8 protein-coding genes and 7 pseudogenes are annotated in these 15,178 nt (G+C 49.6%); 1 reads left to right on the top strand and 14 read right to left on the bottom strand.

Annotated features, from left to right (window positions below; genetic code table 11):
• Positions 1-176: 176 nt before the first annotated feature.
• From GTU79_RS30510 to GTU79_RS31465, 10 genes and pseudogenes are all read right to left on the bottom strand, one after another.
• Positions 177-1,373, bottom strand: coding sequence for a DUF3732 domain-containing protein (locus GTU79_RS30510; protein WP_253073322.1), 1,197 nt, complete (start codon positions 1,371-1,373; stop codon positions 177-179).
• A 134-nt stretch (positions 1,374-1,507) separates the two neighbouring features.
• Positions 1,508-2,140, bottom strand: coding sequence for a hypothetical protein (locus GTU79_RS30505; RefSeq protein ID WP_253073321.1), 633 nt, complete (start codon positions 2,138-2,140; stop codon positions 1,508-1,510).
• The gene (locus tag GTU79_RS17000) at positions 2,137-2,625 is read right to left on the bottom strand and encodes a three component ABC system middle component (RefSeq protein ID WP_214513180.1); all 489 of its coding nucleotides are present in this window, start codon (positions 2,623-2,625) and stop codon (positions 2,137-2,139) included. Before GTU79_RS17000 ends, GTU79_RS30505 begins: the two co-directional genes overlap by 4 nt.
• Positions 2,622-3,848, bottom strand: coding sequence for an ABC-three component system protein (locus tag GTU79_RS16995; protein WP_214513179.1), 1,227 nt, complete (start codon positions 3,846-3,848; stop codon positions 2,622-2,624). Before GTU79_RS16995 ends, GTU79_RS17000 begins: the two co-directional genes overlap by 4 nt.
• A 475-nt stretch (positions 3,849-4,323) precedes the next feature.
• A pseudogene (locus GTU79_RS16990) lies at positions 4,324-4,557 on the bottom strand (ATP-binding protein); the annotation flags it as partial.
• Between the two features lie 63 nt (positions 4,558-4,620).
• Positions 4,621-5,408, bottom strand: a pseudogene (gene istB / locus GTU79_RS16985) (IS21-like element helper ATPase IstB).
• Positions 5,405-6,426 (bottom strand): annotated as a pseudogene (istA, locus tag GTU79_RS16980) (IS21 family transposase). The pseudogenes istB and istA (GTU79_RS16980) overlap by 4 nt, the downstream one beginning before the upstream one ends.
• Positions 6,427-6,502: 76 nt before the next feature.
• Positions 6,503-7,064, bottom strand: a pseudogene (locus GTU79_RS16975) (ATP-binding protein); the annotation flags it as partial.
• On the bottom strand, positions 7,064-8,242 hold the full coding sequence (gene istA / locus GTU79_RS16970; RefSeq protein WP_214513178.1) for an IS21 family transposase: 1,179 nt from the start codon (positions 8,240-8,242) through the stop codon (positions 7,064-7,066). The gene istA (GTU79_RS16970) and the pseudogene GTU79_RS16975, both read right to left, overlap by 1 nt.
• Positions 8,243-9,129: 887 nt before the next feature.
• The gene (locus tag GTU79_RS31465) at positions 9,130-9,492 is read right to left on the bottom strand and encodes an RES family NAD+ phosphorylase (RefSeq protein WP_214513177.1); all 363 of its coding nucleotides are present in this window, start codon (positions 9,490-9,492) and stop codon (positions 9,130-9,132) included.
• A gap of 869 nt (positions 9,493-10,361) precedes the next feature.
• Here GTU79_RS31465 and GTU79_RS16960 point away from each other — a divergent pair.
• Positions 10,362-11,305, top strand: a pseudogene (locus GTU79_RS16960) (ArdC family protein).
• A gap of 130 nt (positions 11,306-11,435) precedes the next feature.
• Here the strand turns inward: GTU79_RS16960 and ccdB are convergent.
• The 4 genes and pseudogenes from ccdB to GTU79_RS16940 all read right to left on the bottom strand — a co-directional run bounded on the left by ccdB (position 11,436) and on the right by GTU79_RS16940 (position 14,697).
• Positions 11,436-11,741 carry a type II toxin-antitoxin system toxin CcdB gene (gene ccdB / locus GTU79_RS16955; protein WP_214513176.1) on the bottom strand — a complete coding sequence of 102 codons (306 nt, stop codon included), beginning with the start codon at positions 11,739-11,741 and terminating at the stop codon, positions 11,436-11,438.
• 2 nt (positions 11,742-11,743) lie between these two features.
• Positions 11,744-11,962, bottom strand: coding sequence for a type II toxin-antitoxin system antitoxin CcdA (gene ccdA / locus GTU79_RS16950; protein WP_214513175.1), 219 nt, complete (start codon positions 11,960-11,962; stop codon positions 11,744-11,746).
• Between the two features lie 115 nt (positions 11,963-12,077).
• Positions 12,078-12,823 (bottom strand): annotated as a pseudogene (mobC, locus tag GTU79_RS16945) (MobC family replication-relaxation protein).
• Between the two features lie 8 nt (positions 12,824-12,831).
• Positions 12,832-14,697: pseudogene (locus tag GTU79_RS16940) on the bottom strand (type IV secretion system DNA-binding domain-containing protein).
• Positions 14,698-15,178: the final 481 nt, after the last annotated feature.

The raw sequence follows: 15,178 nt of genomic DNA, 5'->3' as shown, positions 1-15,178 counted from the left end.
TCTTCAGTATAAAATATGTCGCACACGAGATCGCCGTTTTTTTTCATAACTTCTTTGACCCGTACTTCCTTATTGATCAGCTCATGATCTAGTTCAGCCTTCTTGTGAGGCATTCTGCCGAATTTCACCCTCTATTCATCAAGCTGGCTACGGGTAGTTTTTGCCAATTTTTCTTTTCATTGCCTCGATAATTCCGATTGCAAAGGCCAGTTTTCAGGTACTAGAGCAGGCGGTTTAGTCCAAGGAAGCTCAACCAAAGCGTCTTGGAACCATGGGTCGCGAAGGTTTGCATGCTCTGTCACAATAAGCTGAAAGCCAGGGACTTCTTCTCGCGTGAATTTCAGCAATAATTCAAACAAACGGCGAACCGCCGCCAGGTCAGCATCCGCTTCTGTTTTCTGTACAGAGCCATCTGCTTCCTGATAGACCTTTTCTGAGGGGAAATAAACCTGAGTCGGCTGATCTATAAGGAGAAAATGGGGGATAGGACAATTATTTTTCGAGGCAAAAAGATGCAGAGCTAACAACGCGGACAGGTGATACGCGAGGTGATTCTCACCGCCACCGGTGCGGCCCATTGGTACCGGGCGATCCGGGCGATCAAAAATAATAGTCATTTGGTTGAGATCAAATCGTGCGGGGAGCTCTCGAAATTCTGCATCAAAAGCCAAGATGAAGCGCGTTATCTGTGACGAAATGTTATTCAGGATTGATTTGAGTCGCTCATGGCTGTCGTCGGTACCCACTTTCCTCTGTAGTTCTTCGACCTTAAGCTTCAGACGACGATTCTCTGCTTCACGTGCTGCTAGCTCCGTATTAGGTATGAGATCTTCCAGAAACAAACTGATGCGACCAACTCCCCTTGCAGCTGCATTATTGCGCGTACCCAATTGCTCAATAACTTCATTCGCCGCGATTGCTGCAGCAAGTTCAATTTCCTTGCTCTTAATCGTGTATACAATGGTCCTAACCTCTGCATCCAACTCAGTTAGATACGCTTCCATTTTTGGGCGCTGACCAGCCACGATACTCATTTCAGCATCAAGTGTCGTAAGTTCGTTCAAGAGCGCTTTTGCGATAGGAGATTCCATGGCCAAATTTGCTTCACAGAACGGCCATTGCCATTCGCCTGTTTCAGGATTTTTTGGCAGTGCCCTGATCGAAGTCAATCGGTCTTGCTGTTCAAACACCTCGCTTTCGAAATTACCGGATTGCTTGGCATATAAGCGAGCTGAATCAACCCGAGCCTGAAGCTCACGCCTTTCTTGTCGTAACCGGGTAATTTCATTTTCAAGAATGGATATTCTGTGTCCATCGTCCTCGGGGATAGATGCTGGTTTCCATTGCAATGCAGAATGCAAAACATTAATCACTTCTTCTGTCCCGACTTTGTCATTTACTTGGGCTAGGATACCTACGGCTTTGGCTTCAGATAAAAGTCCGGCACCTTTTAGTTGGGATGTATCGATTGCATCACGTGCCTGTTCAAGAAGCTTTGAGTTGATTTTCAGATCTCGTTGCGCTGAACGTAGCTTGTGCTCAAGTTCGTAGCGGTCATTAGAGGAAATGCCCAGAAGAATCGGTAGTGTGTCGCGAATAGCCTGTGGCTGAAATGCTTCATTTTGCCGATAGAAGAGTTGATCCTTATTGGCAACGATACCCTGCTTTTGAAATAGGTAGTAAAAGTGTGTTTGATGTTTGCGTCATAGCTTTCCCTACTGTGCTCTATCGCCACATCTGTATGATTATCAGGGATGCCTAGCAATCGGGATAGCAATGCCACCACCGAGTCGTCATCGGTGTTGATCAATAAATCTTCAAAAGCCGGGGCTGCTAGTTCGCTTCCCCTTCGCAACATAACCGTGCCACAGCTTGTGGCGCCTGCCCTTGGTGTTGGCTTCGCGATTAGTACCTGCTCATGAGGATATTGATAAATAACGGCGAACCATGAGACTTTGTCGCGAATAATACCTTCAGGCACATTAAAGGTCGAACGACCCATACAGTATTCGATGATCTCTGAGAGTGCTGATTTACCAGTGGATGATCGACCAGTTATGACATTTAAACCATCGACCTTGAACTTTAGGTCTCGACGCTGGCCATCGTGGCTGTAGACATGAATTGACTTAATTTTCATGGGCGTACTCCAAAGGTTGTGTACACCGTAACGCGGTCTGCAATACGGGCAAATTCTTTTCCTACAGAGTGCGCAACGCGCTGGCACGAGATAGATTCGTCTGTTCCCTTAACCGATTTGCGAACTTTATTAGGTAGGGTTTTCAATCGGCCATCTTGCGTTACGACAAAACATCCCCTCTCCATAAGCACCCCGAAAGCTTCAAGCGTAAAAGGAAGCATATTACTGGCGCGCTCGGCGAATCCGACGAGCAATTGGGGATTATTTTCGATGATTTTTAATAAGTAACGACGAGGGTTTTCTGCAATCACTTGGCGAGAGTCTTTTTGCAGACATAATGGTAAAACTAGAAGTGCTAGAGAAAATGGCATTCCGCCTGAGTTTGCCTCTTCGTAGCCTTGCAATGCCCTAAACAGCACAATCCCACAGAATGCAGGATTGAAAAGATTTCTTATTTCGAATGGGCGCTGATCCCATCGCTTCATTTCAGGGCTCCTAACAATTGGCCAATTCTATTGAGGAATCGAGGATGCCAGAAAATTCTGGGCAGTGGTCCGCTGTTTGCAAGGATATGAAATCCTCCCCGCACCACATAGGGTTCAGTCACTCGTTCCCGAATGCGAAGCGAGCTAATGTTACCACTCTCAAGGTCGGCCCATTGGTACAGTGCTTTCCCAGCAGCGATAAGTACTTCGTCTGCTGAATTCTCTTCGAGCTCCTCAAACACGACGTCTCGATAGCGGCTCCATTCATCAACGAGTCGGTCTTCATAATCTTCCATTTCTCCGGTAACTAAGAGATTTTCACGAGCCCACGAAGAGCGCTGCTCAAACGCCCGATAGTAGTCGAGAATGGCGTTACGGATGCGATTGGAAGAAATGCCGATTTCTCGGAGTTGAACAACAAAGAGCCGAGAGTCGTTCAGCGCGTCGATGTCTCCAGCAGGTCTTTTTCCTCTGAACGTAATCGGAAGATTGTCTGATTTGTACTCTTCAGAAAATGCAGCCAGCTTGTCAGAAAGCTCGTATCCAAAAATCGCTTCTGTACGCTTCCCGGTCAGCAGATCGACAATCGTATTATTCCACCAACCTTCAAGCCGTTCGAATATAGCTTCACGATTATCGCGCCGGATGATGCGCATGTGCTGGTCTTTGATAATTGCAGGAACATCCTCGATGCGAGGTACGCCATCAAAAATGACTATCCGCGATAGAAAATCTTCTTTCTGATCATCACTGAGTTTGTTGAACTCATCGGCAATTGGAGTGATAAGTTTCGATCTGGTCTTAGCCAGAGCGATGTTAGCAAGCTGTGGCAATGACACCGACTCATCGTCTTCTGTCGGCGGTTCGACTAATAAGAAGTGTCGCAGGAAAGACGTGCTTGAAACAGTTCCGGTAGTAAACAGAAAGAAGTGAAGATTAGCTTCGCTTCGGCCATCGCGATTATAGCGATCCAGCCATATTCGAACCGACCTCCAAAAATCGGTGGATAGGTCTGTTAGAGTATCGCCGTCCCCCTTGTGCTTAAGCGATGCCAGCGTTTTGACGCCATCTGAATCGACGAAGTCGAGATCATCGTCCTTTTCGATTAAAACAGACGTGTCTTCTGGCCACTGCAAAAGTTTAAGTAGCGCAAAGCGGGGCTGAAAAATATATCCTAAGCTTTGTTCACTAGCAGCGTATTGATCGGTAGAAGCCCCTGTCATGCTCTAGTCCTTGCTTCGATTGAGCTTTCAACTGAACGGCTAAAATGACTCACGTAAACAGCGAGCCAGTTACTGCAATGCAACGTTCGGCGGTACATCTCAGCATCATCTGTATTTTCTCAAAACAATACCATCGAGTAGCCCGGGTTAATAGAAAAAAAAATGCTGAATCTTCACTGTCACTATCCCGCATAATCGTGCTATTCACATCGAGCGATCTTTCAGCATAATGACGATGCCAACGAGGAGATTACTATGCGAAAGGCGCGTTTACCAAGCACCAGACCCTAGCCGTTATCAAGGCTGTCGAAGCTGATGGCCAGCGTGCCCTTCCTGGAACTGCGCGCCCGGCAACTGGACATGGGCATAGTATCTCGCTGTCTTAGGCAATGTTCGCCGAAGCGGCGAGCTGAAGATGTCAACATCGTGAAGTGGTGGCCCTTTTCAACGTTTCCGTTGTCCACTGTTTATCGTTTTAACGTCCGCTCATTATCGCGTCATCTGACGCACTCTTTGCCGATAACATTCCTGCCTTGCGTTTATCTTTCAGCCGGTAACTTTGCCCCTTTATATTGACCGTGGTTGAGTGGTGCAGTAAGCGGTCCAGGATCGCCGATGCCAGCACGTTATCGCCGAACACTTCTCCCCAGTCCACGAAGCTTTTATTCGAGGTCAGTATGATGCTCGCTTTTTCATAACGCCGATTCAGTGTCAATACCGATTGAATTGTGACCCACCATGCCAAAGTAAAAGTTACCCACCCCCCCACGAATTATCGTTGTGGTTCAGCCAGCGTTGGTTTCCTTAGCTGACCACTTTTGAGCTTGTCTTTTAATCGATAGCTTTGGCCGGTTATTTGGACGATATGCGCATGGTGCAGCAGTCGATCCAACATCGCCGCTGTCAGCGTCTCATCATCGCCAAACGTCCCAGACCACTGCGTAAACGGCAGGTTACTCGTCAATATCACGCTGCCTGTTTCATAACGGCGGGCCACCACCGGGAGAAAAAAATTGCTTCTTTTTTATCGAACGGCAGATAAACCCCCTCGTCGGTCACCAAGAATCGGGGCTTGGTGACACACCGGCCTAAATAGCCTTTTAAATCGCCCTGACGGTGAGCGGCGACCAGTTGCAACATCATATCCGCCGCCGTAATGAAGCGTACGCTGAGTCCGGCCATCGCGACTTTATGTGCCAACGCGCAGGCCAAATGGCTCTTGCCAACGCCGGAAGGCCCGAGTAATACGATGTTCTCCTGTCTTTCGATAAACGCCAATCCAGCCAGTTCCTGCAGCTGTGCCCGTGGTGCGCCGCTGGCAAACTTGAAGTCAAACTGCTCCAGCGTCTTGACCGCAGGCAAACCCGACAGGCGCAGCAGCGTCTGGCGCCGCCGCTCGTTGCGGCTGTCATTCTCCAGGCGAAGCAACTGCTCCAGAAAATCGCCGAACGTTCCGGTATCATCCAGCGTCTTCTGTGCCAATCCAGGCCACTCGGCGGCGATGCGGTCAAGCTTAAAGTACTCGCACAGTTCGCTGATCCGCTGATGCTGAAGGCTCATGACCTCACCTCCAGCAGCGACTGATAGACCGACAGCGGATGTTGAAAACTCTCACGGGCAAAACCCGGTGGTTATCAACCGATAACGGTACCTCTGTGCCTTCGCGCGGCAACGGGAGCAGCACGTCAATCTCCTGCTGTAGCCGCTGCTCGGGGGGAATGCCGGTGGTGCCATGCTTGCGGGCGTTGGCGACGGTGGTAAGCCATGGCCCGATACGGCTGTTGGCAGAATCCACGTCAAGGACTAAACCGGCCTGCTTAAACGTGGTCGCCAGGGGAACGACAAAACTGGTCTTCAAATAGTGGTTGAATCGCTCAACTTTACCCTTGGTCTTCGCGCGATAAGGCCGGCACACGCGGGGCGTAAAACCGTACTTCTCCGCGAGCGCCAGTAGCGGCGGGTTCCACCGATGGCGGCCAACGCCATAGACATCGCGTTCAAGGATAATGGTCTTCGCGTTATCAAAAAGAAGGTGCTGCGGTGTACCGCCAAAGGCGCACAGCGCCTGCTCGATGCCATCACACCAAGCGGCGGTATCCTGGCAGGCGTAGAAACGTACAAAGGTTGCCCTGCTCCAGCCAAGGGTGGCGACAAAAGCCAACAACGGGTGACGGCCTTGTCTTATCACGGTGAAATCAACCTGCATCTGTTCGCCGGGCTGGGTCTCAAAACGGACCACCGGGTCAGCCGGTTGTTGCTTGAGGTTGAGCAAAAAGGCGGTAAGCATGCTGTAGCCACCGGAATATCCCCGAAGTTGTATCTCACTGAGCATGACGCTGCCAGGTATCCAATGCGGTCTGGCGGCGTACACACGTTCAAGAATATAAGGCTTATACGGGTCAAGCTTGCCGGGCCTCGGCGCCCTGGCCTTGTAGCTGGCCTTGGCCGGGGACTCCTGCATACGGATATAGCGGCGGACGGTCTGCCGGGAACAGGAAAGCTGGCGAGCAATGCCGCGTATAGACATGCCCTGACGTAAAAGAACTGCGATCTCCACTCGTAACTCCAATGTCAGCATGGGCAGCTTCTTAAAGCTGCCATTGTTACCCCAGGTGGGTCAGATTTACATTGGTAGGTGGGTCATAATTACATCGGTAGCGACAATTCAGTAGCCGGAAGAACAGGCTCGCCTCTTCCCGCGTCATCGGCAGATAGCCGATTTCATCCAGGATCAACACCCGGCTATAGCTTAACAGTTGGATCTGCCTCTCCAGGCGGTTTTCTTGTTTGGCCTTGAGCAGCGTTGCCATCAGTTTATCCAGCGGCGTGAACAGCACCCGGTGACCGCCATCCGCTGCTTTGACGCCCAGGGCCACCGCCAGATGGGTTTTCCCACCCCGGCGGACCCAGCAAGATAACATTTTCATTGCGCTCCACGAACGCCAGTCCCGCCAACTCGCGGATCACTTTGCGATCTATTCCCGGCTGGAAGGTGAAGTCGAACTGCTCCAGCGTTTTTATCCAGGGTAACCGGGCCTGCTTGAGCCGTGATTCCAGGCCCCGGCTACGGCGCCCGTTCCATTCCTGTGACAAGGCGCGGATCAAGAACTCCCGGTAGTTCAGTTCTTCTTTCGTGGCCTGCTCCAGCAGGTTTTCCACCGCGCCGCTCAGATGGTCCATTTTCAGCCGGGTCAGTAGGTTTTCCAGTTCGTTCATCACTGTAGTCCCTCATAGGCATCCAGCGGTCGTTGCTCTACCTGGCAGGTCCGCTGCCACAGCGCCTGGTGATGTTCCGGCACCGTCTGCCATCCGGCGGTGGCCGGTGACAACGGATGGCGGGCGATAAGCTCGTCATTGCCGTAGACGCGTAACTCGTCGTCCAGGGTAATGCGTACCGTAACCTGGCGCCCGCACCAGGCTTCGGGCAGGCTGTAGCGGTTGCCCCGCACGTCGATGTAGCCATCCCAGGCCGCTTGGCGGATATCGTGATAACTCGTATCGAACGGACCGGCGGGCAACGGTTGCAGGGCGGTTTTTTCCGCCTCGAACCGTTCTGCCGGTGTCTGATGGAACTGGCGCAGGTCGCGTTGATCGGCCTCTTGCGCCAGCCACTGGGTCAGGAGCTGATTGACGTGCGCAAAACTGTCGAACCGGCGATAGTGAACGAAGAAGTTGTGTTTCACATAACCCACCATGCGCTCCACTTTCCCTTTGGTCCTGGGCCGGTGAGGCCGGCAGGCGCGGGGGATAAAGCCGTAGTGCTTCGCCAGCGACTGGAAGCCGGCGTTGAAGATAACCTCGCCGGTATTATCGTGTTTGAGCACCGCCGCCTTCTGGTTATCAACCAGCACGGTTTTCACGCAGCCGCCGAAGTAACCGAACGCCTGCACCAGCGATTCGTAAGTGTGCTCCGCATCCTGGCAGGGCGCGGCGAAGACATGAAAGCGGCGCGAGTAGCCCAGCGTATTGACGGCGAAGTTGATTTTACATGGCAGGCCCGCCCCTTCTGCTTCCACTTCACCCCAGTCGTGCCGCAACTGATAACCGGGCTGCGTTTCGAAGCGGACGGTTTCACGACCATGCCGGAGTCGGCGTTTGGGCTGGATATATTCCCGCAGCACGGTGGTCCCGCCACCATAGCCTTGCGCCTTGATTTCCTGGAAAATCACTTGCGCGTTCCAGACATGTTCACTCAGGCGCATATCGATAAAAGCCATGTAAGGTTCAAGTTTGCTCATACGCCGTCGTGAAGACGTCCGGCGAGGACGTTCAGGCTCGGACAGGTGCCGCCTGACCGTGCGTTCTGAGCAGCCAATCTGACGGGCAATGTCGATAATATAAGCGCCATGAATGCGCATTTGTTTTATCATTAGGTGGTCCTCTCTGCTTAACATGGCGCTTCCTCTTTCGGTGTCGGAACCTTAAAGAAAGACCATGTTGGGTGGAGTGGACAACTTTTCCGATGAATTACGACCTTATATCAGCGATGCCGACAGAAGACGCTACGCCTATTTTACTGCGTCCAGTATTACATCACGGATGAAGCCCGATCCTGGGCGGAGGTTGGCGTGAAGCGAAGAAGCTGGCGTCGTTGGATCTGCCGAACCTTTGAGGGAATGAAGCGAGATAAGTCACTTCATAGGATGGCTTACCAGAACGACTGATTTTTATTTTGTGCGCCCTTTAGTTGGGTCTACATCGAAGAATAAAGTATCTTATGTGGTAAAGATCATAAAGAATCGAACGAATGAGATTCTAACCGGCAGAATACTTGCCATCATATTCCTTATGTTTTGGCTTGTCCTGGATAATGGTTTCACCCAAAGTGACTTCGGTTTCCTCTGTCTGGAAGATAACACCTTTAATTTTATAAAATATTATTTTGTCCGGGATTATTTCAAGAGTTTCATCCTGGGTGTCAGTCAAAAATGGCTATTATAATGAGTTTTACTTTCGCCTTCTATTTTTCTAATCGTCGGATGAAAGATATATTCATCTTCTTCAATATTTTCATATAAATCCACGATATAGTTACTATTGGTATCAGCATCCTTTACGTGTGAAGACTTACTAAAAGCACTACATTATGGGCTATATTTTTATTTTTTCTTCTATTCTCACTTGGGTAGATTCAAAACTAATACCATCAAGGTTATATTTCTCAGAGATAGCCAGGTATTCGGCAACGGCCTGAGTAATCAAGTATTCACTGTCCGGGTTTTTCCAGATACTGGAAGCGTCAATTTTCGAGATAACGTTTTGAGAAATGAAGTTTTCTCATTCATATCAACAAGTTTTGTATCAAAAGACTTCCTTTGATATAGCTGAGCGCATCGAGGGCTGTTATATCCAGTATCCGCAGAGGCCTGCGCGGTCTGAATGGGGTGACAATGACGAAATTCCCTACAGCCGGCCTTATTTCTGAAACGGCTATATCCGGTGAGGTGGCGCCATAGAATACAGGTATACCATGCGCGTTCATCCGGCCAGAACGTGCCAAGAGATGCGGTGGCGGCCCAAAATGAAGTTCAGGATGCTTAAGTGCTTCCTCAACGCTATCATAATTCTCGAACGACCTTGCCCTGTAAAGAATACTATCGCTGTCGATTGTCGTTATAGCGGGTTGGCTTATATCTGTTCGCAATGTTTCAATATCTGAAAAAGATTATCTAAGAAGAGTTTTACTTGTCTGTTAAAAACGTGCTTCACCCTGAAGGGATTCTTTCATTTCATCCCAGGCATTGTTTAGTTCATGAGAATTGGAAATATAATTTCTTATTCTATAAACATAATCATCTCTATACGCAGAATTAAAATCATCAAAATAATCGTTATACGTTTCTTTAAGCAGTTCGTGAATATCTATCGCGACTTTTCATTAACCCCGAGCTGATCCTGAATTATATTCTGAGCCGATTCTCCTGCCCGTGAAGTATAATAATTATCAGTGTCTTCCCATGAGTCATAATGTTGAGTGAAAACACGATTCATCATATTTGTTATTTCGAGCAGTTCGATATTTTTATTTTCTTTCTACAGTAACTACATTTATGCTTCGCGTCACCCTTTTGTTTGATAATCAGGCTGACATACTTTTCTCTAACGCACTTATGGCAGATAAACTTTTCGTCGTCCATATAAATCCTAGCTGAGTTAATAAAAGTAATCGGAATATTCATTTAGTGAGTATACCGCAGCATACCTTGGAATACATAAAGTTTGCGTAGCTCCGGTAATCTCCACATTAGTATCTTCGATGGAGGTGTCATCTACCCCAACCCCCATTTCACCGCTGCGGTCAGGGAGGACTACGTCTGGTCATGTAGGAGTACTTTTTTCTCCCGCGTGCTTTCCGTTCCCGTATCGGTCTCCGGTTAATCATTTCCCAACACAACCCGTCCCGCAAGGGTAAATGGCACGCATGCTACGCCCTTGCTGGCCGGAACGATGTCGGGAAAGCGAACCGTCAGGCGATACGAAGACGAAAATCACACCACTGACGGAGAAAAAACCATGTTTATTTCCCTGCATACCCAGACCAGCGCCTCTAACAACGCAACGGCGACCCGCGTATCCCCGCCGGAGCAGTCAGGCTCCTCAAAAACGAAATGTTCAAAAACCAGAACCGATATTTATCAGACCGTCACCGACAGCATAATTACGGCACTGGAAGTCGGGGTTAAGCCGTGGGCGTGTCCGTGGCAGCGTGTGCCAGGCATGTCCGGGTTACCTACTAATTACGCTACCAATATTGCCTACAGCGGTATGAATATTATGTTGTTGTGGTGTAGTGCTTCAAAACAGGGATTCAATGATTACCGCTGGATGACCTACAAACAGTCGAAGGCGGCAGGGGGACAGGTTCGTAAGGGAGAGCGCGGAACGACAGCAATTTTCTATACCACGCTGGAAAAGGAAAACGACGAAGGCGGGATCGAGTATATCCCGATGCTGAAAACGTTCACCGTGTTTAATGTTGAACAGATTGACGGCCTGCCCCTGGCGACTGAGCCGGGCAATTCAGTACAGACGTTCGATGCGCTGCCACAGGCTGAAAACCTGTTCCGGAGCAGTGGCGCAAACATCATCGAGAAAGGACAAAACGCCTTTTTCAGACCGTCTACTGACGAGATTTATTTACCGGAACGACACCTTTTTCCCGAGGCTGCCGATTTTATGCTACTGGTTTACATGAACTGATTCACTGGAGCGGCGGCAAGTCGCGATTAAACCGAGAAATGAAAGGGAAGTTTGGCAGTGAGGCTTACGCTTTTGAAGAAATTATTGCTGAGTTGGGAAGTGCGTTCCTGATGGCTGATTTGGGGATTGTTGGAGAGGTTCAGCATGAAAGCTACATCGCTTCATGGCTGAAGGCGTTGAAAAACGACAAACGCTATATTTTCAAAGCCGCCAGCGCGGCATCAAAAGCGCATCGTTATTTGATGGAGAAGGTTTGAACGGAAATAGAGGACGCCGCAAAGGAATGCGGCTTTAATCATACATTCACATTCTGGATTATCGGTACTTACTGTATTGTCTGGTGACAGGAGATATACCGCTCTTTTAGTGAAAGCCTTTTAAGGGCGTTTAAACACCCCAGAACATGAGATTGATAGCATTTTTGATTTCATTGGCACAATGGCTTACATCGGCGATAATTTCACCAATGACCTCAACGGAAACGCTTGATAATTCAGTTGTCATCAGACGGTAATTTTCGCCGTCGATGCGGATCAGGGGGAACAAGGTTTTATTCACTTTTTCAGACAGGTGATGCGATGCTATCAGCGGGATGACCATTCGCCGCCCTGGCGTATCGACAATATCACTTTGCACATCGACAAACATTTTGTAATGGCTTGCCCGCTTATACTGATAAACAGTAAATTGCATGGTCACCAGTTCCTGTTTTCATCGGCGAAAGAGCCATTCTGTGCGATAAATCTGGCGACTTCCTCCATCCCTTCGTGGTTCTCTTTCTTCCATTCTTCAGCCTTTATGCGACGGGCTTCCCTGCCGATGACTTCATTCACCAGACCAGAAATATTGACGCCGGCAGCATTCAGAACCTGATAATTGTCTTTGTCCACGGTAACGCTGACTCTGTGTTTCATGGGCGTGCTCCTCTTCTGTACATAGTGTGAGTATATACCTTAAGTGATTACTCATCAATCAACCACGCGGCAGGCTTTTCGTATGGGTAAACCTACCGGCACAAAAAACACTGGCTTAAGCGTAGTGATGCAGGTCCAGTTGGTGCAGTTCGTCGAGCGTGTAGACACGGAAAACATGACGGTGGCGTGCTTCAAGCGGGATGTGCTGATGGTTAACGATGACGTATTTTATACTGTCGAACAACAGTTCAATGGCGCGTTTTTTCTGTTGGTCGGGTACGATATAAAAAACGTACATCCAGTATTTATTGGTGCGCGCCAGTAGATGGCTGGCGATGATCGATTGGTAACGAGCTTTGGTTTTCAGACGGCGCTCAGTCTCAATGGCGATGACGGTTCCACCGGGGAGGGTGATCAGCCCGTCCGGACGGTGACTGACCTGATAGCGGTTGAGGAAGGTCGTACGATCACCGTTTATCCATCCGGTAGCGCCTTTTTTCTCAAGGATGATCCGGACCACCTGATTATCAAGATGATGTTCCAGCGTCCAGCCGGTAACTTTTGATGGCTCAAACCGCGCCGGGAAAAGGTCATCGTCAGGTGTTAACACGACGGCCAGCCCGTCACTGGTTATTCCCCATAATGAAATTTTCATCGTCCGTGATTCCAGCACATGCTTTTGTATTAACCCCATGCCCTCGACTTTTGACAGCAGCGTATACAGCGATTTGTGATCCTTGAAGCCGAAAAGCAGCATCAGCGTTTTAAAATCGCTGTAGGTTTCTTCTTTCAGGAAATTCAGCAGTCTTTTATTTTCTCGCTATTGCGTGTGGTGCGCTCGCTATGCGTGGCGATAAGCATTTAGCCTCCTAAAATAGAGAAGGGACAGTTTTTTCTTCGTCAGGCGTCGGCTTTGTGGCTTTATTGTCTTCATCCGTGAAGAAAAGATCGGGACGGGTTGCCATAACATTCGGCGTTGATGTTGTGGGTACGGGTGTTTTTTCTTCCTCGCTGAAATCCAGCGAGTCTTTTATCGATGCCGCTGAGGCGGCAATTTCAGGTGAAACAAAAAAGATCTCTAGTTCGCGCTTTTTTACCTTTATCGGCGAAATCAACGATGCGGATGGAAGTTTTCTGGTGGTGAATATAAAGCTGACAAAATCAGGCAGGTTCAGGATCATATTGCTGTCAATAAAGAAACGCTCCGCTTGTCTGATTGTGCGTTCATTGTCGATGGTTTCTGTCAGCAGGGTATTGGTTTTCGCCTTGCGGACTTCATCATCCACTAATATAGTGCCTGACATCCTGGCCACCCATTCAGCCGTATCCGGGTCCATGACACGATAAACCAGTTTGAACTTGGCATTCTCAACAACTGCGCCGACAACGGCTTCACCCTTTAAATCTGCCGGGCAGTCTTTTAGATCGGCAACGGACTGGTGCGCCATGATGATGTGTACGCCTTTATCCCGTGCTGCGCCTAATCCCTCCAGCGCAGGTTTTGATAGATGGTATTTCAGCTCGTCGAGAAAAATGGCAATGGGGCTGGGTGTATCTTTGACCCGGTCGCGCCTTTCCGCTAACTGATACAGGCGAACCAGCAGCAGTCGTTGTGCGGTAATAAGCTCGCTGTTTCGCAGGGAGCCGATGACATAACAGCAGCCACCCTCATCAAATATTTTATTCAGCGAAAATCCCGTCGGCGCGTTGATGGCATTCAATAAGGCCAGTTCTTCAATCTTGCCGAAAAAGCTTTGATGTCCTCTGCAATACCCTGAACATAATCGCCGTTATAAATATCGCGGATAGTCGAAGATGGGTGATGGCTGATGAATTGCGCGGCTATACGTGCCGCCTTTCTGTCGTCAATGCGGTAAAGTCAGATTCCTGGCCTTTCTCCGCCAGACTGAAGCCGGCAACAAAAGTTCTTCCAGCTCATCGGGGTAATATCTTCAATCAGGTTTAACTGGTATTGCTGTTTTCGCAGGTCGATTAAGGCAAAGGGTTTGCCTGCATCCTCACAGGCTTTCCGGTAAAGGTGCGGTGCCCATTCATCATCTTTGGGGTCCATGATGAAGATGCCTTCACCGACCAGGATACTTTGATAAAGTAATATCCCTGTAGCCACCCCTTACCGGCACCGGTTGTGCCGATAATATCAGCGTGTTGCCTTTGCCAGTCTTTTAACGGGAGATACATCGGTTGTTTCTCCCGGTCCATCCCGATAAAATGCCTTTGCTCAAGTCGATGTAATCCAGCGGATCATAATGCAACGTTTCCGGCAGCAACGATTTCACCGTGCGCACATCGGTGCGTAATTCCCGTTCAAGCGTTGACTTTTTGACGAGCCGTTTTTTTATTTTGTCCAATTCTGGCGTTAATACCCTACGTAGCAGGATATGGAAAATAAAGCCCGCTACGGTGAAGGCAATCAGTACCGACCATGCCAGAACGGGAATGCTGGCGACTATCCGACCTTGATAAAGCCACTGAAAAATCCAGATAACAACCGGGGCCATCGTACCGAAAAGGAAACACAACATGGCAAAAGCAATAATCAACTTTTGCCAGAACGGGGCTTTTTGCCGCTCATCGCTTTTCATCGACGCGAAAAACGGCATGGTCAGCCCCGATAATAGCGCCAGCATCAGTTGATGCTGTTGCATAAAAGCAATGAAGGCCAGCGCGCCATTCACTATCGGCGACAGTGAAACGGCCAGCTTATTTAAGATCATCGTGCCTCCTTCGTCAGCCACTCACCCCAGCGCATCGCCCCATCAATTCGCCCCGCGGTGTTGGGCGAAAAGGCGGGGCGAAAGCATGGGGCGCGAGAGGTGACCGCGTTGCGGCCATGTGCCGAATAGTACACTTTCCGGCCCGAACGGCGTGCGCCAGTTCAAGCGGGCTGGACGCCCTTATGAACTTGCGCATGGGGGTAATGTCGTGGCTGGACGCCGCGCCAAAACCCCCAAAGTCAACGGCGGCACACCGTCGCCCGCTACGCGCGACCACCCTCTTTGAGACGCCGTTTTTCGCCTATTTTTTCTTTTGTCCGTTCCGGCCAAGCGAAAAAATGGGAAAACGCCTTCAAAGAGGGTGGTCGCGCCACGCTACCGGCTTTTGGCCGGAGACTTAGCCGCGACGGTGTGCGGGGCTACGCCCCCCAAATAAACCGACGCGTGGGCGCGTCTTTTTGCTCGCTGGGGCGGCAAAATT

Origin of the sequence: Sodalis ligni (assembly GCF_016865525.2) — a bacterium.
In the GTDB taxonomy this organism is placed as follows: Bacteria; Pseudomonadota; Gammaproteobacteria; order Enterobacterales; family Enterobacteriaceae; genus Acerihabitans; species Acerihabitans ligni.
This window is presented reverse-complemented; position numbering and strand designations above follow the sequence as displayed.

What these genes read in the sequence shown, in the direction of transcription:
- GTU79_RS30505 (WP_253073321.1), bottom strand. Translation starts at nt 2,140, where the DNA reads ATGAAAATTAAGTCAATTCATGTCTACAGCCACGATGGCCAGCGTCGA.
- GTU79_RS17000 (WP_214513180.1), bottom strand. Translation starts at nt 2,625, where the DNA reads ATGAAGCGATGGGATCAGCGCCCATTCGAAATAAGAAATCTTTTCAAT.
- GTU79_RS16995 (WP_214513179.1), bottom strand. Translation starts at nt 3,848, where the DNA reads ATGACAGGGGCTTCTACCGATCAATACGCTGCTAGTGAACAAAGCTTA.
- istA (WP_214513178.1), bottom strand. Translation starts at nt 8,242, where the DNA reads ATGTTAAGCAGAGAGGACCACCTAATGATAAAACAAATGCGCATTCAT.
- ccdB (WP_214513176.1), bottom strand. Translation starts at nt 11,741, where the DNA reads ATGCAATTTACTGTTTATCAGTATAAGCGGGCAAGCCATTACAAAATG.
- ccdA (WP_214513175.1), bottom strand. Translation starts at nt 11,962, where the DNA reads ATGAAACACAGAGTCAGCGTTACCGTGGACAAAGACAATTATCAGGTT.